The following is a 20,461-nucleotide window of genomic DNA, read 5'->3' as shown; positions in this document are numbered from 1 at the left end:
AAATGGTTGTAGAAAAAATACTTGGAAACCTGGAAAGCTATGAGTTGAATGGGAGAAAGCTGGATAAGGTATGGGTAGAATGGTATGAATTGGAAAAAAAGTTATTGAAAAAGAGCACTGAATCCGGGGAAGAAGTAGGGATTCGTGTAGAAAATCATTTACATGAAGGCGATATCCTATATGCAGACGATAATCGAGTGGTAGCAGTAGATATTTTACCGTGTGAGCTGACTGTTATCCCGGTAAATACTATGCAGGAAATGGGACGACTTTGCTTTGAGTTAGGAAATCGACACCTATCCCTTTCTATTGAAGAACATCAGGTAATGGTGCCTTACGATGAACCCACATTTCAATATTTAGAGAAGCTTGGTTTTCATCCGGAAAAAAGAGAAGAAAAGTTTCAACATTTTACCGTTTGTCATGCCCATGCACATACCCATCAGCATGGAGAAGAACACCATCATACCCATAGCCACGAGAAAGAGTAGCAGCTTATGAAGCGTGAAAAGAACTTATTATATATGTTACAGTCAGTAGATGCATTTTTCCCAATAGGGGCATTTACCTTATCCAATGGATTAGAAGATTATGTAGCAGAAGAACGAATCGGTAGTATAAAAGAGTTGCAGGAATATATGGAAGGATTTTTGCAGATATTTCCATACAACGATTTGGGAATTGCTGCACTTGGCTTTCAATACGAAAAACAACCGGAAAAATTGCTGGAATTGGATGCGCTTACCAATGCAATAAAAGGAGCAAGGGAAGTCCGGGTTGGAAGTAATAAAATGTGTAGCCGTTACCTGAAAGCAAGGGAAGCAATGGGAGATTTAAACGGAGCTTTAGAATGGTATTTTGAACAAATAAAAGCCAAAAAAGCGGTAGGATTTCATCCCATTGCAATCGGGCTTTACGGTGCATCCATTGGAATGGAGTTAGAAGAAGTGCTGACTATGTATGGGTATAGTGTGTTGTCTGCCATTGTAAATAATGGAGTAAAACTGGTACCATTAAGCCAATTAGAAGGGCAGCGTGTACTGTTTCAGAATATGGATGGATTAGAAAAAGCAGTAAAACAGGCAATGCAGGTGGAGGTACAGGAACTTGGTGTATCGGGAACAGCATTTGAACTTCACTGCATGAAGCATGAACATTTGTATTCGAGACAGTATATGTCCTAAAATATAAGAAACAGGAAGGGCAAAAATTATGTCATATGTAAAAATAGGAATAGGCGGTCCGGTGGGTTCCGGAAAAACCGCATTAATTGAGCGACTGACCAGAAAAATGTCAGAGGATTATTCCATTTGTGTTATCACCAATGATATTTATACCAAGGAAGACGCAGAGTTTTTAATTAAGAATTCTGCACTTCCATCAGAACGTATTATGGGTGTGGAGACAGGTGGATGTCCGCATACAGCAATTCGTGAAGATTGCAGCATGAACTTAGAAGCAGTGGAAGAAATGGTAGAAAAATTCCCGGATGTGCAGATTATCTTTATTGAAAGTGGAGGAGATAATCTTTCTGCAACCTTTAGTCCGGATTTAGCAGATGCGACCATTTATGTCATTGATGTGGCGCAGGGAGAAAAAATTCCAAGAAAGGGAGGCCCGGGTGTTACCCGTTCTGATCTTTTAGTGATTAATAAGACAGATTTGGCACCGATGGTAGGAGCAAGTCTGGAAGTAATGGATCAGGATTCTAACCGAATGCGCAAAGGAAAAGACTATTTGTTTACCAACCTGATGGAAGGAAACAGTATCGATACCGTAATAGAATGGATTAAGAAAAACGTGTTGTTTGAAGGCATATAAAAGGAAATATTACCTATGGAAACAAAATTAGAACTTCAAATTGAAAATAATCATGGAAAAACCGCAGTTACCCATAGTTATTTTACCAGTCCTCTAAAATTGGGAATTCCAAATACAAGACAGGAACGATTAAGAGTGGTGCTTATGATGGCATCTGCCGGAATTTTGCAGGGAGATTGTTTTCAATATGAGATAACCTGTAAAGAGAATACCAAGACAGAGATTACCGAGCAGTCTTATAGTAAAATATTTAATACCGGAGAAGGAAATGCATCCAAACAGATAGAAATATATCTGGAAAAAAATGCATCTCTTTATTATTGCCCTAAGGCGGTCATTCCCTTTGCAGAAGGTAGTTTTCAGGGAGATATGACGGTGCATTTAGAGCGGGAAAGTGAATTTGTATACACAGACATTTTAGCCGCAGGTCGCGTGGGAATGGGAGAACGATTTGCATTTTCCCGTTATCGCAACCGCATCTGTGTGATGGAAGAGGAAAGGCCGGTCTGGTTAGACCATTGTTACTTGAATCCGCAACAAATGGATGTGGAAAAAATGGTGTTTTTTGATGGGTATACTCATCAGGGAACGTTCTATTACTATGGCGAGAAAGAAACACAGGAAAAGTTACTTTCCTATGAGCCTCAGGGAGAAGTTGTGTTGGCGAAAACCCAGCCGGCAGCAGGAGTGTGTATTCGAGTCCTGGCGCATACAGCACAGGATATAGAGGAAGAATTTCAACGGTTACAAGAGATAATATAATAGAAGGGATATTAAGCATTCGCATATCTTAGTTTGTTGTAGAATATATGATAATAAGAAAAGATACGGGAATGATATATGAATAGCCCTAAATTTGAAAATTTGTTAAATCTTGCTCTGGATGCCACAGAAAGAGAACGGGAAAAGTCAGTTCAGCTTGGTGTGGGGTATGAGCCGGAGAAAAATCGCTGGGAAATTATTGTAAAATACTCCGGAGATATCAAAAGATTGCAAGAACAGGACGCAAGAATTCGAGTAATCGAGCTGATGAATGAATATGCCATTTTAAATGTGCCGGAGGATGCCATGAACCTTGTGGCAGCCGCACCGGAAGTAGAATTTGTGGAAAAGCCAAAACGATTGTTTTTTGCAGTCAATCAGGGAAAAAGCGTTTCCTGCATTAATGCCGTACAGACCTCAAGATTCGGACTAACCGGAAAAGGGGTGATAGTAGCAATTTTAGACTCCGGCATTGATTACAGTCACCCGGATTTTCGAAATGCAGATGGCAGTACACGGATTTTAGCACTCTATGATGAAACGCTAGATAGAGAATATACCACAGAAGAAATCAATCAGGCACTATTAGCTCCAACAGAACAGGAACGTTTTCGGATTGTACCCAGTCGGGATATTTCCGGGCATGGTACTCATGTGGCGGGAATTGCAGCAGGAAATGGAAGAGCCTCCAATGGAGTGAATCGAGGAGTAGCGTATGAAAGCCCGTTATTAGTTGTGAAATTAGGAACAGCAGAACCCAATGGATTTCCCAGAACAACACAATTGATGCGAGCACTTGATTATGTAGTGAAAAAGGCGTTAGAACTGCAAATGCCAATGGCAGTAAATATCAGCTTTGGAAATAGCTATGGAGCCCATAGCGGAACAGCACTGTTAGAAAGTTATATTAATGATATGTCTAATTACTGGAAAACCAGTATATCCATAGGAACTGGAAATGAAGGAGCTGCAAGAGGGCACGCTTCCGGTTACCTTCAGCAGGGAATAGAAAGAGAAGTAGAATTTGCTATTAGTAATTACGAAACCGTGATGAATTTGCAGATTTGGAAGTCCTATGTGGATGAATATGATATTTCTGTTTCCGGTCCTTCCGGGCAGACAGTCGGCCCTATTCAAAAAATACAAGGTCCACAGCGGTTTGTGTTAGGACAGACAGAACTGCTTGTGTATTATGGGGAACCAAGTCCTTATAGTCCCTATCAGGAGATTTATATTGATTTTATTCCTGTTAAGACCTATATGGATGCAGGAATTTGGACAATTATATTAGTACCGAGAAAAATTGTGCGCGGGAGTTACGATATGTGGATGCCGGGGCAGTCTGTATTAAATGAAGGAACCGGATTTTTAAATCCGGTGGAGGAAACTACTCTTACGATTCCATCTACAGCAGCCAAGGTGATTTCTGTGGGAGCATATGACTCCAGAAACGACCAGTTGGCGGATTTTTCCGGTCGGGGATTTACCAGACAGACCAATGAGGTGAAACCGGACTTAGCGGCACCGGGAGTAAATATTCTTTCTACGGCACCGGGAGGGGGCTATGTGGTGCGCAGTGGAACCTCTATGGCAACACCTTTTGTAACCGGAAGTGCAGCACTTTTGATGCAATGGGGAATTGTAAATGGAAATGATGCATTTCTTTACGGAGAAAAAATAAAGGCTTATTTTCTGCGTGGGGCAAGACATTTGCCTGTTTTAAGAGAATATCCCAATCCGCAGATTGGATGGGGGGCGTTATGTGTCAGAGACAGCTTGCCGGAATAAAAATATTTCAAAATATTATATAAAATATAAATTGCATTTCTTTAGGATTTGTTATATTCTAAAGAAAATAAGCATGTAAAATTAGGGAGAAAATTTAGTGAAGAAGGCAATTTATATTTTATATACCATATGTGTATTGATGGTAGTTTCTTTTTTCGTATATGTATGTGTAGATTCTCGGGATGAAGTTTTTAGTGCAAGAAAACAGTCAGAGTGTCAGTATTTGTCTGCCTATAAGAAAACAAAGGTGTATGAAAACGCAAGCACAGAGCTTCCGTTAGGGTTAAAAACGGAGTATGTGATGCGGCAGCAGGAGATACCGGACGGTGGCGAAAGTCTGATGTTTTATACCCTTCATCAAAATGTGGAAGTATATATTGATGATGAGCTGGTATACAAAATGAAACCGGCAGAAAATAATACATTTGGAAAGACACCCGGTAATACATGGAATATTATTCCCATTTACGGGAAAGATAGTGGAAAAGAAATAAAAGTAGTGTTGATTCCGGTATATGAAAGTTCGGTAGACATAATCCCGGATTTTTATTTTGGCTCAGAAATCAATATCTGGTTACAGATTGTGCATGACAATTTATTACCATTTTGTCTAAGCCTGCTGGCAATTATTTTTGGTATTATATTTATTATATTTGTGGCATGTAATTATCGAAATCCAAAAGTAGACAAAAGTCTTATGATGATGGGAATGTTTTCGTTTAATATAGGACTTTGGAAGCTGACGGATATTGATGGAATCTCATTGGTATTTCCACAATCTATCGCAAAATCCAATGTACCGTTTTTAGCATTATTATTGGTTGTAATACCGTTTGTTCTTTATATTAAAAAATTATTTGTCAAAGAGAGCAAGATATGGTATCTACCGTGTATTGCAAGTGTTGTGGTTACGGTAGTATCTATTATTTTGCAATTATATAACATTAAGGATTTGCGTCAGACCTTGTGGATGAATCATTTGGTAATGGGAATGCTTTTGGTTATTGGGGTAGTGATGCTAATACGTGAGCTGTATCAGGTAGGATGGAATAGCAAATTAAAAATGATGATGCTTTGTTTAGGAGCATGTTTACTTGGTATGGTTGCCGATATGTTTATTTACTATATTTCTCATGGAGCATCTGTGAACGTAATGGGAATGTTGGGATTCCTTGTTTACATTATTGTATTAGGAGTACAATCTGTGCGGGAAGCAAAGAACCTGATGGATATAGGGATACAGGCAGAGCGTTTTGAAAAAATGGCATATCATGATCAGTTAACAGGAATGTATAACCGTGCAGCTTATGCGGATTACACCGGACAGGCAAGTTTTAAATTAAATGGAAGTGTTGTTATGATGTGCGATTTAAATAATTTAAAGCACTGTAATGATACCTGGGGACATGAAAAAGGGGATATTTATATTTCCAGTAGTGCTGATATTTTGCAAGAGGTATTTGGAAAAGTAGGAAAGTGTTATCGCGTAGGTGGCGATGAGTTTTGTGTGCTATTGCGAGAAGTTTCAACAAAAAGATGTGAGCAGTTTATAGAGGAATTGAAGAGAAAGGCACGGGAATGGAATCGAAACAGTACAGAAAAATTTGAAATTCAAATTGCTTGTGGGTATGCAGTATATGATAAAAAGATAGACTATGATTTGGGTGATACATTGCGAAGAGCAGATCGTATGATGTATCATGAGAAGTTTATGATGAAACAGGAGGGCAAATAAAATGAGAACATTTCAGTACAAAATTACAGAAGAAGTTGGGATTCATGCAAGACCTGCAGGAAGATTGACAAGAGCAGCAAAAGAGTGTGGTTGTAAAGTAATTGTTTCCTTTGGTGGGAAAAATGCAGATGCAACAAAATTAAATGATATTATGAGTCTTGGGGTAGGATGTTTCGATGAAGTGACTGTAAGCGTCGAAGGAGAAAATGAGGAAAAGGCAGTCGCTGAAATGGAAGAATTTTTTGAAGAAAATTTATAGAAATAAGAAAAAAATTGCTAGACAAGTAAGAGGATTAATGCTATTCTATATACATAGTATGTTACTGGAACGGCAGGCATTAACTATACATAAATAATGGGATATTTATGTGTGTTAATGCCTTTTTTATACAATTATAAATTGCTTCCGATTGAATACAGAACAGGGAAAAGAAGTTCTTCATAGGTTATAAAGTAGGGAAAGGCTGGACAAGATACAAAGTATCCCCCAAAAATAAAAAGGAGTGAATAACAGATGAAAGACAAGATTTTTGGTGTTCTTCAAAGAGTAGGAAGATCTTTTATGCTTCCGATTGCAATTCTGCCGGTGGCAGGACTTTTACTTGGTGTTGGTGGCTCTTTTACCAATGAAACCATGTTGGAAACGTACGGTTTATTAAAAGTCATGGGACCAGGAACGATTCCTTATATGATTTTTACCGTAATGAGTGATGCGGGTAATATTATATTTGCGAACTTGCCGATTTTATTTGCTATGGGAGTAGCAATCGGTATGGCAAAAAAAGAAAAGGAAGTGGCAGCATTAGCAGCGGTAATTGCATTCTTTATTATGCATGCTTCTATTAGTGCGATGATAACTATTAATGGTGGAGCAGAAGCGATGCTGGAAGGAGCTACCACAGATGTAGTAGGTATTACTTCACTTCAGATGGGTGTATTCGGCGGAATTATTGTAGGACTTGGTGTTGCAGCATTACACAATCGTTTTTACAAAATTGAATTGCCACAGGTATTATCCTTCTTTGGCGGTACAAGATTTGTTCCTATTATTTCTGCTTTAGTTTATGTAGTTGTAGGAATTGGTATGTTCTTTATCTGGCCGGTAATTCAGCAGGGTATTTATAGTGTAGGTAATGTAGTATTAGCTTCCGGTTATGCAGGAACATGGGTATATGGATTGATGGAACGTGCATTGATTCCATTTGGATTACATCATGTATTTTACTTACCGTTCTGGCAGACCGGTGTTGGCGGAACAATGGAGGTAGCTGGACAGATGGTAGAAGGTGCACAGAATATTTTCTTTGCACAGTTGGCAGACCCATCTGTAAAACATTTCTCTGTTGAGGCAACCAGATTTATGTCTGGTAAGTTCCCACTTATGATATTTGGACTTCCGGGGGCAGCACTTGCAATGTATCGTACTGCAAAGCCGGAAAAGAGAAAAGCGGTTTCAGGTTTGCTGTTATCGGCAGCCCTGACTTCTATGTTGACAGGTATTACAGAACCTCTTGAATTTACATTTTTATTTGTAGCACCGGTATTATATGTAATTCACTGTGTATTTGCAGGTCTTGCATATATGTTGATGCATGTGTTTAACGTAGGAGTAGGAATGACATTCTCCGGTGGTTTAATTGATATGTTCCTGTTTGGTATTTTACAGGGCAATAAAAAGACCAGTTGGATATGGATTGTGATTGTAGGAATTGGTTATTTTGTAGTATACTACTTTATGTTCTCCTTCTTAATTAAGAAGTTTGACTTCAAAACACCTGGTCGTGAAGAGGGAGACAATGTAAAGCTTTACACAAGAAAAGATGTAGAAGCTAAGAAAAACGGTGAAAAAGAAAATATAAATCAATTGTCTCGTATGATTTGTGCAGGTCTTGGAGGAAAGAAGAATATTTCTGACGTAGATTGTTGTGCAACACGTTTACGTTGTACAGTATTTGATTCGGCAAAAGTAGACGAAGCACTGCTCAAATCAACAGGAGCATCTGGTGTTATACGAAAAGGACAGGGAATACAGATTATCTATGGGCCAAAGGTTACCGTAATTAAGTCTGACTTAGAAGATTATTTAGAAACAGCACCGGATGAAGAAAACATAGAAACATTTGTTTCCGGTCAGCAGGAAAAACAAAGTCAGGATTCTGCAAAAGAAGGAAAAGTAGTAAAGACTGTTATGATTGCCAGTCCATTTGATGGAAATGCAGCAGAATTAGAAACAGCACCGGATGAAGGATTTGCAGGAAAAATGATGGGAGACGGAGCAGTAGTAGAGCCAACAGAAGATACAGTAAAGGCTCCGGTTGATGCTACAGTAAGTTTTGTTTTCCCGACAAAACATGCGATTGGATTAGAAACAGAAGATGGTATGGAAATGCTTCTTCATATTGGAATTGATACGGTAAAGTTAAATGGAGAAGGATTTGAAGTGCTGGTAGAAGAAGGGGCAAAAGTAAAAAAGGGTGATGCATTGATAAAGATTGATTTAGAATATATCAAGAATCATGCCCCATCCTTAGTATCACCGATTTTGTGTACCGATTTATCAGACAATCAAAAGATTCGTATGGTAAAAACAGGAAAAATAAAAGCAGGCGAAGATTTATTTGCTGTAGACATTTATGAATAAATCATAGGGGAAGGAAAGAGTATGTATCGTGTTACCAAGGCATTAAATCATAATGCATTATTAGCAGTAAGAGAAAATAGCGCCAAGGAATATCTTCTTTTGGGGAAAGGAATTGGATTTGGGAAAAAAGTGGCAGAACACATAGAACCGGGAGAAGATGTTAGAATCTATTCTCTTCAGTCGGATTCCGAACGTGGAAATGCCAGAGAACTGGTACGAGATATTGAGCCGGTATATTTAGAAATTTCCAATACAATCTTAACAAAAGCAGAGGAAGAATTCGGAAAGATTGACAGGAGCATACTCTTCCCTATGGCAGATCACATTGCTTTTGCAGTGGAAAGAATACGAAAAGGAGAGCAAATCAGCAATCCTTTGACACAGGATATACAAGTATTATTTTATAAAGAATACAAGATTGCAGAATTAGCAGAAACACTGTTACAGCAGATAGAAGGAGTTTCTATTGATAAGGATGAAGTAGGATATATTGCATTGCATGTGCATTCGTCTATTTGTGATGAAAAGGTGTCTAATGCCATGCAGATTGCAGCAGCAGTGCGTGAGTGCATAGCCATGATTGAGGAAGAAAAAGGAAGTAAAATTGACGTACAGACACTTTCTTATAATCGTTTGATGAATCATATAAAATATATGGCGGCACGAGGCATGACAGGTGAAGAATTGAAGCTGGATATGAATGACTATATTGAAAGTCAGTTTCCAAATTCTTTTCGAATCGCAGATGCTGTGTGCAGACATCTTTCTCATGCTTTACGGATAGAATTACCGGAAATTGAAATTGGCTATTTAGCCATGCATATAGAGCGAGTGTGTGACAGTGAAATAGACAGTTAGTGAAATAGAAAGTGAGGAAATAATAATGAAAACATTTCAATATAAGATTACAGACGAAGTAGGAATTCATGCAAGACCAGCAGGACTTTTAGTAAAAGAAGCAAAGGGATTTGATTCAAAAGTTACCATTTCATGTAATGGAAAAAGTGCAGATGCAACCAAATTGATGGCAATTATGAGTTTAGGAGTAAAATGTGGAAACGAAGTTACCGTTACGGTAGAAGGTGACAATGAAGAAGAAGTGGCTGCACAGATGGAAAAATTCTTTCAGGAGAATTTATAAGCAGGAGGAAACCAATGGAAACATATAGTGGCAAATCAATTTTTCAGGGAATTGCAATCGGAAGAATATTGTTTTATGAAAAGCAGCAGGCAGAAGTAAAACGCCACACGATTGAAGATGTGAAAGCGGAAATGGAACGTTATGAAAAGGCGAAAGAAACTGCAATTGCTCAATTACGAAAGCTGTATGAAAAGGCATGCAAAGAAGTTGGTGAGGTAAATGCAGCAGTATTTGAAGTGCATGAAATGATGTTGGAAGATGAAGATTATAATGATTCTATTCGCAATATGATTGAACAACAACAGGTAAATGCAGAATATGCAGTAGCCATGACAGGAGATAATTTTTCTAACATGTTTGCAGAAATGGAGGATGAATACTTCAGCGCAAGAGCAGCGGATATCAAAGATATTTCAGACCGGGTAGTATCTGTACTTTGTGGAAATGGTGGAGATATCAATGACTTGGAAGAACCAATTATTCTGGTTGCAGAAGATTTGGCACCTAGTGAAACGGTACAGATGGATAAGGAAAAATTGTTGGCATTTGTAACGGAACAAGGGTCTACCAATTCTCATACAGCTATTTTGGCAAGAACTATGAATATTCCAGCATTGATTGGTGTCAAGATTCAGAAAGAATGGAATGGCAAAATGGCAGTGGTAGATGGATTTACAGGTATTTTGTATGTAGAACCTACACCAGCCGTTTTAGACGAAATGCAGGGAAAACAGAAGAAATTGTTAGAAGAACGGGAATTGCTGTTAGAACTAAAAGGAAAAGAAGATATTACGAAGGATGGACGTAAGATTAAGTTGTATGCAAACATTGGAAATGTATCAGATGTGGCAGGGGTACTTAAAAATGATGCAGCAGGTATCGGATTGTTCCGTAGTGAATTTTTGTATTTAGAAAAGGATCACTTTCCAACAGAAGAAGAACAATTCTTTGCTTATAAAACAGTAGCTGAGCGCATGGCGGGTAAGAAAGTAATTATTCGTACCTTAGATATTGGTGCAGATAAGCAGGTAGATTACTTTCATTTAGAAAAAGAAGAAAATCCGGCAATGGGATATCGTGCAATTCGTATCTGTTTGTCACAGACGGATATCTTTAAAACACAGTTGCGAGCATTACTTCGTGCGGCAAAGTATGGAAATATTGCCATTATGTATCCGATGATTATTTCAGTAGCAGAAGTAAAGAAAATAAAAGAGATTGTGGCAGAAGTAAAGGCGGAGTTGGAGCAGGAAGGAGTTCCATATGACGAAGTAGAGCAGGGAATTATGATTGAAACTCCTGCGGCAGCAGTAATGAGTGATGAATTGGCAAAAGAAGTAGACTTTTTCAGCATTGGAACCAATGACCTGACACAGTATACCTTGGCGATTGACCGGCAGAATGCAAAATTAGATTCTTTCTATGATGCACATCATCCGGCAATTTTAAGACTGATACAGACCGTAATCGATAACGGACATGCTCATAACTGCTGGGTTGGAATTTGCGGAGAGTTAGGTGCAGATACCACACTCACAGAAACATTTATCAAAATGGGAATTGATGAGTTATCTGTTTCACCGGGATTTGTGCTTCCAATTAGAAAAATTATTCGTCAGACAGAAAGCGGAAAATAGAAGAGAAAAAGAAGGTCTTTGCAACAAGAAGGGTGGCAAAGACCTTCTTTCCATGTTAAAATATAGATAAATACATAGAAAAATAGGAAGAAAAGCAGAATGAAAAATACAAAAATGGTATTTGGGATTATGGCGCATGTAGATGCCGGAAAGACAACTTTATCAGAAGCATTGCTTTATCATAGTGGAAGCATCCGAAAAATGGGAAGAGTAGATAATCAGGATGCTTTCTTAGATAACTATGTGTTAGAGCGTGAAAGAGGAATTACTATTTTTTCAAAACAGGCGCAAATAAAACTTGGAGAGCAGGAGATTACCTTATTAGACACTCCGGGACATGTAGACTTTTCAGCAGAGATGGAACGAACGCTGCAAGTGTTAGATTATGCTATTTTAGTTGTGAGTGGTGCAGATGGTGTACAGGGGCATACCAGAACTTTGTGGCAATTGTTAAAAAGATATCAAATACCAGTTTTTTTATTTATCAATAAAATGGATCAGGCAGGAACCGATAAGCAATTATTGTTAAAAGAGTTACAGGAAAGCTTATCAGAAAATTGTATAGACTTTTCTCAAGCACAATCGGAGAGCTTTTACGATAGCCTTGCCATGTGTAGTGAAGAGGCAATGGAACAGTTTTTAGAACAGGGAACTATTGAAATAGAAGAAATGCAAAAGCTCATACAGACACGGCAGGCTTTTCCGTGTTTTTTTGGTTCTGCGTTAAAAGAACAGGGAATAGACAAATTTATAGAAGGAATAAAAACATATAGTAAAGAGCCGGTATATGATAGTGAATTTGGGGCGCGTGTATTTAAGATTGCAAGGGATGAACAAGGCAATCGTCTGACCTATCTTAAAATTACAGGAGGAACGCTTAAAGTAAAAACCATTCTTCCGGGACAACAGGAAAAAATTAATCAGATTCGCATTTATTCCGGGGAAAAATACAGTACAGTAGAAGAGGCAGAGGCGGGAACTGTTTGTGCGGTTACAGGATTAAGCCAGACACATCCGGGAGAAGGATTCGGAGTAGAATCGAAAAAAGCAGCTCCTATTTTAGAACCAGTGTTGACCTATCAGATAGAACTTCCAGAGGAGATAGATGCGGCGGCATTTCTTCCCAAACTTCGTTTGTTAGAAGAGGAGGAACCGGAGCTTCACATTGTCTGGGACGAACAGTTGAAAGAAATTCGTGTACAGGTGATGGGAGAAGTTCAGATAGAGATTTTAAAATATCTGATTCAGGAACGTTTTGGAATAGAAGTGTCTTTTGGAACAGGAAGTATTGTATATAAAGAAACGATACAAAACGTAGTAGAGGGTGTGGGACATTTTGAACCATTAAGGCATTATGCAGAAGTGCATCTTAGGCTGGAACCGGGTGAGCCGGGGAGTGGGCTACAGTTTGCAACAGAATGTAGTGAGGATTTACTAAGTCGTAATTGGCAGCGATTGATTTTAACCCATTTAGAGGAGAAGGAACATAAGGGAGTATTAATAGGTGCTCCCATTACCGATATAAAAATCACATTGACAGCAGGGCGTGCACACCAGAAACATACCGAAGGGGGAGATTTTCGTCAGGCAACCTATCGGGCAGTTCGTCAGGGCTTAAAACAGGCACAGTCAGTATTGCTGGAACCATACTATGCCTTTCGGTTAGAAGTGCCGGAGGGAAGTATTGGTCGGGCAATGACTGATTTAGAACGAATGTGTGGCAGATTTGAGACACCACAGATTCAGGATGGACAGGCAGTACTTATCGGTAAGGCACCTGTGGCATTACTTCAGGATTATCAAAAGGAAGTGACTGCTTATACGAAGGGAGAAGGAAGAATCCTTTGTAATATTTTCGGATATGGGCCTTGTCATAATGCGGAAGAAGTTATTGCAGCAAAGGGATATGACTCAGAAGCAGATTTGGCAAATCCAACAGGTTCTGTATTTTGTGCCCATGGTGCAGGGTTTGTGGTAAGTTGGGATGAAGTCAAGAATTATATGCATTTGGAAGATACCTTGGAACAGGAAAAAACAGTACAGAGCCAAGAAGTTCCCATATTTACAGATTACACCGAGGATATGTGGATTGATACGGAAGAAATTGATGCTATTTTAGATAGAACTTATGGAGCAAATAAAAAGGAAAAAAATGCCGGAAAGGCAGGATATGGGAAAAAACGAATGCCGGTAGAAATAGCATCTGTAACCAGAACATATCAATCAAAGAAGTCAGAAGAAGAATACCTATTGGTAGATGGGTATAACGTGATTCATGCTTGGGAAGAATTGGCGGAACTTGCAGAAGAAAATTTAGATGGAGCAAGGGGAAAACTCTTGGATATTTTATGTAATTATCAGGGAATTCGTAAGTGCAATTTAATCGTTGTATTTGACGCTTACCGTGTCAAGGGGCATGTGGCAGAAGTTACTGATTATCATAATATCCATGTAGTATTTACAGCAGAAGCAGAGACAGCGGATCAATATATTGAAAAGTTTGCCCATGAAAACGGAAGAAAGTATCGGGTAACAGTGGCAACCTCAGATGGATTAGAGCAGATTATTATTAGAGGGCAGGATTGTTTGCTCATATCGGCTAGAGAATTGAAGGAAGAAATCAAAAGAGTAGCAGAAGAAAATAAGCAACAATATATGGAAAATCAGATGGGAGAAAAAAATCGCCCAATGAAAGAACTGCTGGAAGGACTACAAATCTAGAAGATTGTCTGTGGTAACCAGTGAAATATGATGATATAATGAGCGATAGCAATGAGCAGTGAAAAATCTAAGGATGGCAATTTGATTGTTTACAAACAAAATTGACAGACTGGATTTTTGTTCGGCGAATGCCGTACAGTGAGGAAAAGCGGAGCTTTTTCGAACGTGCACTGCGAGTTAGGTTATCTAAATTATCGCATGAGAGAACGAGCACTGCGAGAAAATAGTCACAGAATATAATAGGGAACTGTAATATGGTAGGAGGAAAGTAATAACCATGAAAAACATATTAACTATTTTTAAATCAGACGTAAAGGGACTGGTAAAGAATCTCTTGGCACTAATTATAATTATTGGATTGTGCTTTTTACCTTCCTTATATGCCTGGTTCAATATTTATTCCAATTGGGACCCATATGCCAATACGGGAAACATTAAAATAGCTGCTTTTTCAGAAGATAAAGGCTATACACTTTCAGATGGAACCAAAGAAAATATGGGAAGTGAAGTGTTAAAAGAGTTAAAGGGTAATAAATCCATAGGATGGACAATGGTTGATACTGCGGAAGAAGCCATAGAAGGAGTAAAAAGTGGTGATTACTATGCAGCAGTTGTCATTGAAAAAGATTTTACCTATAAAATGTATAATATGTTTGCAGAAGGATTTGAGAATCCGGGTATTACATATTATGAAAACCAGAAGAAAAATGCAGTTGCAACGAAAATTACAGATACGGCAGTATCTACGTTGCAGCAGAGCATTGATTCTAAGTTTATCGAAGTGGTAATCCATACGGTTTTTGAACAAACCAATGAAATGTCAGGTCAATTAGAAAACAGTAATAAGATGACAGAGTTCATTCAAAAAATAGAAGGAATTAATGAAAATTTAAAAGCATACGAAGCAACCATTGGCAGTATTTTAGATGGAAACCAGGCATTGACAGAATCAGTAGGAGAAGCTCAGTCAAAGCTTGACGGATTGCAGGATAAAGTGACAAAGGGAATGAGTGAAGTTCAAAAAGTAAACGGAAACATTGCCAGTACTAAGACCAGCTTGAAAGATTTTAGTGCGAATGTAAATGCATCCCTTACAACCATAGAAGCGTCTTTAAATAAAATTTCAACAGATATTACTAATGCACAATTGGCAGATAAAACAGGGGCGGTAGTAAGTGATATGACACAAACCGCCCAGGATACGTTGGTATTGCAAAAACAGATTGCAGAATTGGTAGCAACTTTAAATAATATTACGTTACCGGATGACAGTCAGGAAAGTCAGGAGTTAAAGAATCAGCTGCAAGAAGCGTTAGATGCTTTAGAAGCTATATCCAATGGTGCAGGAGATATTCAAAATATTTTACAGCAACTTGGAATTAATGGTGACCAGATAACCATACCGGATATTAATGTAGGTAATTTACCGGATGCCGGAAGTGATATTATGAAAAATCTGGTAGGTACAAAGGTTGGAGATATTACAGCAACACTGAATAGTTGTGGAAGTTCTGTGGCAAACATGAGAAATATGTATACCAATAGTTTGGTGCCACAGGTAGATGGAATTTTAGATAGTACAACACAAATACTTGGAACTGTGTCACAGTTATTGGAAAGTACCAATGAAACATTGAAGAGCACCAGTGATATTTTCGATGGCGTAGTAACAACCATAGACGGAACGAATCAGAGCTTAGAGCAGATTCAGACTATTTTACAGACAGTAAGCGGAAAACTCACAGCAATTACGGAAAAGTTAAATAGTGTAAGTGAAGATGAAAGGGTAGAAGCATTAATAGAACTTATGCAGGGAGATCCGGATACATACGGAGAGTTTTTCTCAGGACCGGTGAAGATTGATACCAAGGAAGTATACCCAATTGCTAATTATGGTTCAGCTATGACACCGTTTTATACAGTACTTGCATTGTGGGTAGGAGCATTGCTTCTGACAGCCCTTGTAAAGGTAAAAGCAGAGCCGAAGGATATGCCAAATGTAAAACTGCATCAATTATTCTTTGGACGCTATTTGCTATTCTTTGTATTGGGACAGATTCAGGCAGCAATCGTTGTGTTTGGAGATATTTACATATTACATTGCCAGATATTGGATAAGGGTGTATTTTGGTTAACTGCATCTGTCACAAGTTTTGTATTTACATTATTAGTGTATGCCCTGACCCTTTCTTTTGGCGATATTGGAAAAGCAATTGCAGTAGTGATTATGGTAATACAGATTGCAGGTTCCGGCGGAACATTCCCAATCGAATTATTACCTGCGGTATATCGAAATATTTATATTTTCTTTCCATTCCCATATGCAATAAATGCAATGAGAGAGACAATTGGAGGAATGTATGGAAATACTTATGTGAAATCTATGGGAGAATTGCTGATATTTGCAGTAGCATCCTTAGCAATTGGTCTGATAATCCGCAAACCGTTTATTAAATTAAATCATTTTGTGGAAGAACGAATGGAAGATACCAAAATGATGTAAAGGAGTGAAGAAAATGGAAAATGATAAGTATAAAAAAGCCTATGATATGGTTATGAATTATGAAGAACAAATGCATCAGAAAAATCAAAAACGTATTTCGGTCGGATTAAAATGCATTCTTATTATCCCATTGATTTTTCTTGCTCTTTTGTTTTGGACAGATAGTTCTAAAGTAATATTTTTAATTCTTTGGATTGTGTCATTGTTTATTTTGGCTACATATTTAATTACCGTTGAGTATATGGACTACAATTTAATGGAGCGTATGGCGAAATTAAATGGACAGGAGCAGGAGATAAAAGATTATCAGCTCATAGGAAATGAGATATTGGAAAATCGGATACAGGGCGTATTAGAAAAGATTGAGGATGAAAAGAGCATGGAGGGAAAAAATGAAGAACATCATTAAAATTTTTCTTGCAGATGCCAGAAGACTTAGTAAAAATGTAGTAGCAGTTGTAATTGTTATGGGATTATGTATTATTCCTTCCTTATATGCATGGTTTAATATTTTTTCCAACTGGGACCCATATGGACCGGATTCCACTTCCAATTTGAAGGTGGCAGTAGTATCTTTAGATGAAGGCAGCACCATTTCTGGTATGGAATTGAATGTAGGTGATACAGTAATTGAAGCCTTAAAAAGCAATAATACCATTGGATGGGTTTTTACGGATACAGAAGACGAGGCGGTTAACGGCGTTAACAATGGTGACTATTATGCAGCACTTGTAGTACCAAAAGACTTTACAGAGGATATGATAAGTTTTTTAGGCGGAGATATTAAGCATCCGGAAATTACATACTATGAAAATGAAAAGAAAAATGCAATTGCACCTAAAATTACAGGAAAAGCAAAAACCGCAGTGCAAGAACAGGTAAATAGCACGTTTGTTAGTACATTGGCAGAAGGAGTCATGGAGGTAAGTAATGTACTTTCCGGACAGGAAGATGGTAACAGTGGAATTTTTAATACAGTTACAGACAAGTTAACAGAATTGCAGGGAAATTTGCAATTATATTCCAATCTGTTAGCTTCCTTTATTGGCATTACTAATTCTGCGTCGAATATCATGGCAACAAGTCAGGCAGTATTGCCAAACTTGAATGACATGGTAAACAATGGAAAAAATACAATTAACAGTATTCAGGATGCAGCACTCAATAATGCCGGAAGTTCAGAGTCTTTATTGGATATGGTTTCTTATAGCTTTGAATTGGTGGATAATGCATTGGAAGATTTGAAAAATACAGTGCAGACAGATTTGGGTGCTATCAGTAATCAAATATCCGGAAATACCAGTATTGGGAATAGTACCATTACAGGAATGCAGACGGCATTGCCATATATCAGGCAGCTGTTTAACAATGCAGTGTCCGGATGGGCGGATGAGACTACACAGCCGAAAATAGATGAAATCAACCAGAGTTTAGATAAAATTGAAGCAGATTTAAATCAGTTATCCAATAGTCAGCAGGAAGTCTCCAATACAACAGATGCTTTAAAGGATAGTCTGATACAGGAGATAACATCTTGTCAAAATCAATTAAAGGCATTAAAAGACAGTTTTGAGTATTCGGTAAGACCGGCACTTCGTTCTACTATGAATTCGGTACAGGGATCCCTGTTAGATGTACAGTCTCTATTGGGAAGTATGGATGGCGATTTTAGTGAAGTAGAAGATGTTTTGGCAGAATACGAAAATGTTTTACAGGGAGGAACAGAAGGCTTACAGGAATCAAAAGAAAAAACAGATGAAGTGATAGCAAATATAGGTACCATTATCACCAATCTAAAAGAGTTTGAAAATGATGACCAGTATCAGGAACTGGTAGATATGTTAAAGACAGATCCAAAGCAGTTAGCAGATTTTATTTCTTCACCGGTAAGCATACAAACAGAGCAAATGTACCCGATTGATAATTATGGTTCCGCTATGGCACCATTCTATACAATATTAGCATTGTGGGTAGGAGCATTGATTCTGGTGGCTATCGTACATGTAAAAGTACATCCGGAAGAAGGCATTACCAATGTGAAACCATACCAGAAATATTTTGGAAGATATATCTTTTTCTTTTTGGTAGGGCAGGTACAGACGTTAATTACTGTGTTGGGCGAAATATTCTATATTAAAATACAGTGCCCGCATCCGTTTTTGTTCTGGTTGGCAGCAGCAGTAAGTAGTTTTGTATTTACTATATTTATTTATTCTCTGACAGTAGCATTTGGAAATGTGGGAGAGGCGATTGCAGTTGTAGTTATGGTAATCCAGGTAGCGGGAGCAGGAGGAACCTTCCCGATTGAGACACTTCCAAAGGTATATCAATATACTTATAAGTATTTGCCATTCCCATACGGAATGAATGCAATGCGAGAGTGTATCGGTGGAATGCATGGAGCAGATTATATTCGGTATATTGGAGTAATGGGAATCTATGTGGTGATTTCTCTGATGATAGGATTATTGCTTGCTATTCCGTTTAGAAAGATGAATGAAAGAATTGAACATAGCAAAGAAAGATCGGATGTAATGATTTAAATCTTTGTTGTAGGTATAAACAAAAGAGGCAGAGCCATTCATAAGTTGTTTTGTGAATGACTCTGCTTCTTTTTCATAGTTTCATATGTACATATTTTAAAATTATTTCTTTTTGCTGTTGAAATGATCCTTGATAGCAGCAAAACTTTCTGCACTGATAACATGTTCAATGCGGCAAGCATCTTCCGCAGCAATCTCAGGTGTTACACCAAGAGTCACTAACATACTGGTAAGGATATTGTGACGTTCATAAATCATTTCTGCAATTTCTCTTCCGGCATCCGTAAGTGTAATGTAGCCGGCTTCTGAAACAGTGATATGATTCTTTTCGCGTAGGTGTTTCATAGCAACGCTTACACTGGATTTTTTAAAGCCCAGTTCGGTAGCAACGTCAATGGAACGTACCACAGGAAGTCTTTGACTTAAGATTAAAATAGTTTCTAAATAATTTTCTGCTGATTCGTTTGTTTTCATGTAAAAGCCCCTTCTCTAATAATAAGTTAGTTATAAATAACTATAGTATAGCATATAAGAATAAAAAAAGCAAATTGAGAAAAAATATCAATAAAATTATTGACAACTAATAAATGTTAGAATATACTAACTTACGGAAATGTTAATGAGATTCATTATCAAAAAAGAATTACAGAAAAGAGGATGAGAATGATGCCCTTAACCATGGCTAAAGCCGGAGAAGCAAATGTAATTAAAAAGGTTGGCGGAAAAGAGGAGACACGAAGATTTTTAGAAAATCTCGGATTTGTAATTGGGGGGCTGGTCACTGTCGTATCTGAAATCGACGGGAATATGATCGTAAATGTAAAAGAGTCAAGAGTTGCCATTAATAAAGATATGGCAAATAAAATAATGATATAAAGGAAGGAAAAAGACATGACATTAAAGCAAGTTCCATGTGGAAAGACTGTGAAAGTCAGAAAACTCAATGGAGAAGGACCGGTAAAACGCCGGATTATGGACATGGGGATTACAAAGGGAGTAGAAGTGTTTGTAAGAAAAGTAGCACCTCTGGGAGATCCGGTAGAAGTTACTGTGAGAGGATATGAATTATCTCTGAGAAAAGCAGACGCAGAAATGATAGAGGTAGAATAATTTTTTGACCTATGGTTAGGATACGCTAATTGTAGTAAGAAAAAACAAACATATTCAAA

Annotated in this window: 18 protein-coding genes; 17 read left to right on the top strand and 1 reads right to left on the bottom strand. The window is 38.0% G+C overall.

Translation table 11 applies throughout. The annotated features are described in order from the left end of the window. Positions 1–2 precede the first annotated feature (2 nt). The 15 genes from KQI83_RS01780 to KQI83_RS01710 all read left to right on the top strand — a co-directional run bounded on the left by KQI83_RS01780 (position 3) and on the right by KQI83_RS01710 (position 19,292). The gene (locus tag KQI83_RS01780; protein ID WP_216554230.1) at positions 3–491 is read left to right on the top strand and encodes an urease accessory protein UreE; all 489 of its coding nucleotides are present in this window, start codon (positions 3–5) and stop codon (positions 489–491) included. A gap of 6 nt (positions 492–497) precedes the next feature. Further along, the gene (locus KQI83_RS01775) at positions 498–1,184 is read left to right on the top strand and encodes an urease accessory protein UreF (RefSeq protein ID WP_216554228.1); all 687 of its coding nucleotides are present in this window, start codon (positions 498–500) and stop codon (positions 1,182–1,184) included. A gap of 28 nt (positions 1,185–1,212) precedes the next feature. After that, positions 1,213–1,821, top strand: coding sequence for an urease accessory protein UreG (gene ureG, locus KQI83_RS01770; protein ID WP_216554226.1), 609 nt, complete (start codon positions 1,213–1,215; stop codon positions 1,819–1,821). A 15-nt stretch (positions 1,822–1,836) separates the two neighbouring features. Continuing rightward, positions 1,837–2,583, top strand: a complete 747-nt coding sequence (locus tag KQI83_RS01765; RefSeq protein ID WP_216554224.1) for an urease accessory protein UreD — start codon at positions 1,837–1,839, stop codon at positions 2,581–2,583. 78 nt (positions 2,584–2,661) lie between these two features. Beyond that, positions 2,662–4,371 (top strand): S8 family peptidase, encoded by a 1,710-nt coding sequence (locus tag KQI83_RS01760; protein WP_216554222.1) that lies wholly within the window; start codon positions 2,662–2,664, stop codon positions 4,369–4,371. A 97-nt stretch (positions 4,372–4,468) separates the two neighbouring features. After that, complete coding sequence (locus KQI83_RS17030; protein ID WP_216554221.1) at positions 4,469–6,106, top strand: GGDEF domain-containing protein; 1,638 nt, start codon at positions 4,469–4,471, stop codon at positions 6,104–6,106. A 1-nt stretch (position 6,107) separates the two neighbouring features. Beyond that, a complete protein-coding gene (locus tag KQI83_RS01750; protein ID WP_216554219.1) occupies positions 6,108–6,365 on the top strand; it encodes an HPr family phosphocarrier protein in 258 nt (85 codons plus the stop codon). Positions 6,366–6,620: 255 nt separating this feature from the next. Beyond that, positions 6,621–8,747 carry a PTS transporter subunit IIABC gene (locus KQI83_RS01745; protein WP_216554218.1) on the top strand — a complete coding sequence of 709 codons (2,127 nt, stop codon included), beginning with the start codon at positions 6,621–6,623 and terminating at the stop codon, positions 8,745–8,747. Between the two features lie 21 nt (positions 8,748–8,768). Next, positions 8,769–9,605 carry a PRD domain-containing protein gene (locus KQI83_RS01740; RefSeq protein WP_216554216.1) on the top strand — a complete coding sequence of 279 codons (837 nt, stop codon included), beginning with the start codon at positions 8,769–8,771 and terminating at the stop codon, positions 9,603–9,605. A gap of 25 nt (positions 9,606–9,630) precedes the next feature. Further along, the gene (locus KQI83_RS01735) at positions 9,631–9,888 is read left to right on the top strand and encodes an HPr family phosphocarrier protein (RefSeq protein WP_216554214.1); all 258 of its coding nucleotides are present in this window, start codon (positions 9,631–9,633) and stop codon (positions 9,886–9,888) included. Positions 9,889–9,902: 14 nt separating this feature from the next. After that, entirely contained in the window at positions 9,903–11,525 is a 1,623-nt protein-coding gene (gene ptsP / locus KQI83_RS01730; RefSeq protein WP_216554212.1) for a phosphoenolpyruvate--protein phosphotransferase, read from the top strand. A gap of 99 nt (positions 11,526–11,624) precedes the next feature. Beyond that, the gene (locus tag KQI83_RS01725) at positions 11,625–14,246 is read left to right on the top strand and encodes a translation factor GTPase family protein (RefSeq protein WP_216554210.1); all 2,622 of its coding nucleotides are present in this window, start codon (positions 11,625–11,627) and stop codon (positions 14,244–14,246) included. 277 nt (positions 14,247–14,523) lie between these two features. Next, positions 14,524–16,749 carry a YhgE/Pip domain-containing protein gene (locus KQI83_RS01720; RefSeq protein ID WP_216554208.1) on the top strand — a complete coding sequence of 742 codons (2,226 nt, stop codon included), beginning with the start codon at positions 14,524–14,526 and terminating at the stop codon, positions 16,747–16,749. Positions 16,750–16,762: 13 nt separating this feature from the next. After that, on the top strand, positions 16,763–17,158 hold the full coding sequence (locus KQI83_RS01715; protein ID WP_216554206.1) for a hypothetical protein: 396 nt from the start codon (positions 16,763–16,765) through the stop codon (positions 17,156–17,158). Further along, positions 17,142–19,292 (top strand): YhgE/Pip domain-containing protein, encoded by a 2,151-nt coding sequence (locus tag KQI83_RS01710; protein ID WP_216554204.1) that lies wholly within the window; start codon positions 17,142–17,144, stop codon positions 19,290–19,292. The genes KQI83_RS01715 and KQI83_RS01710 overlap by 17 nt, the downstream gene beginning before the upstream one ends. 102 nt (positions 19,293–19,394) lie before the next feature. On the opposite strand, the gene KQI83_RS01705 is transcribed toward KQI83_RS01710, so the two are convergent. Next, complete coding sequence (locus KQI83_RS01705; protein ID WP_216554202.1) at positions 19,395–19,766, bottom strand: metal-dependent transcriptional regulator; 372 nt, start codon at positions 19,764–19,766, stop codon at positions 19,395–19,397. A 189-nt stretch (positions 19,767–19,955) separates the two neighbouring features. Between KQI83_RS01705 and KQI83_RS01700 the strand changes: the two genes are divergently transcribed. Both KQI83_RS01700 and KQI83_RS01695 read left to right on the top strand, forming a co-directional pair. Next, a complete protein-coding gene (locus KQI83_RS01700; protein WP_216554200.1) occupies positions 19,956–20,168 on the top strand; it encodes a FeoA family protein in 213 nt (70 codons plus the stop codon). 15 nt (positions 20,169–20,183) lie between these two features. Beyond that, the gene (locus KQI83_RS01695; protein WP_216554198.1) at positions 20,184–20,402 is read left to right on the top strand and encodes a FeoA family protein; all 219 of its coding nucleotides are present in this window, start codon (positions 20,184–20,186) and stop codon (positions 20,400–20,402) included. Positions 20,403–20,461: the final 59 nt, after the last annotated feature.

This window comes from Roseburia sp. MSJ-14, from assembly GCF_018918225.1.
In the GTDB taxonomy this organism is placed as follows: domain Bacteria; phylum Bacillota; class Clostridia; order Lachnospirales; family Lachnospiraceae; genus Petralouisia.
The sequence above is the reverse complement of the archived record's forward strand: the minus strand, read 5'-3'. Positions and strand labels throughout refer to the sequence as shown.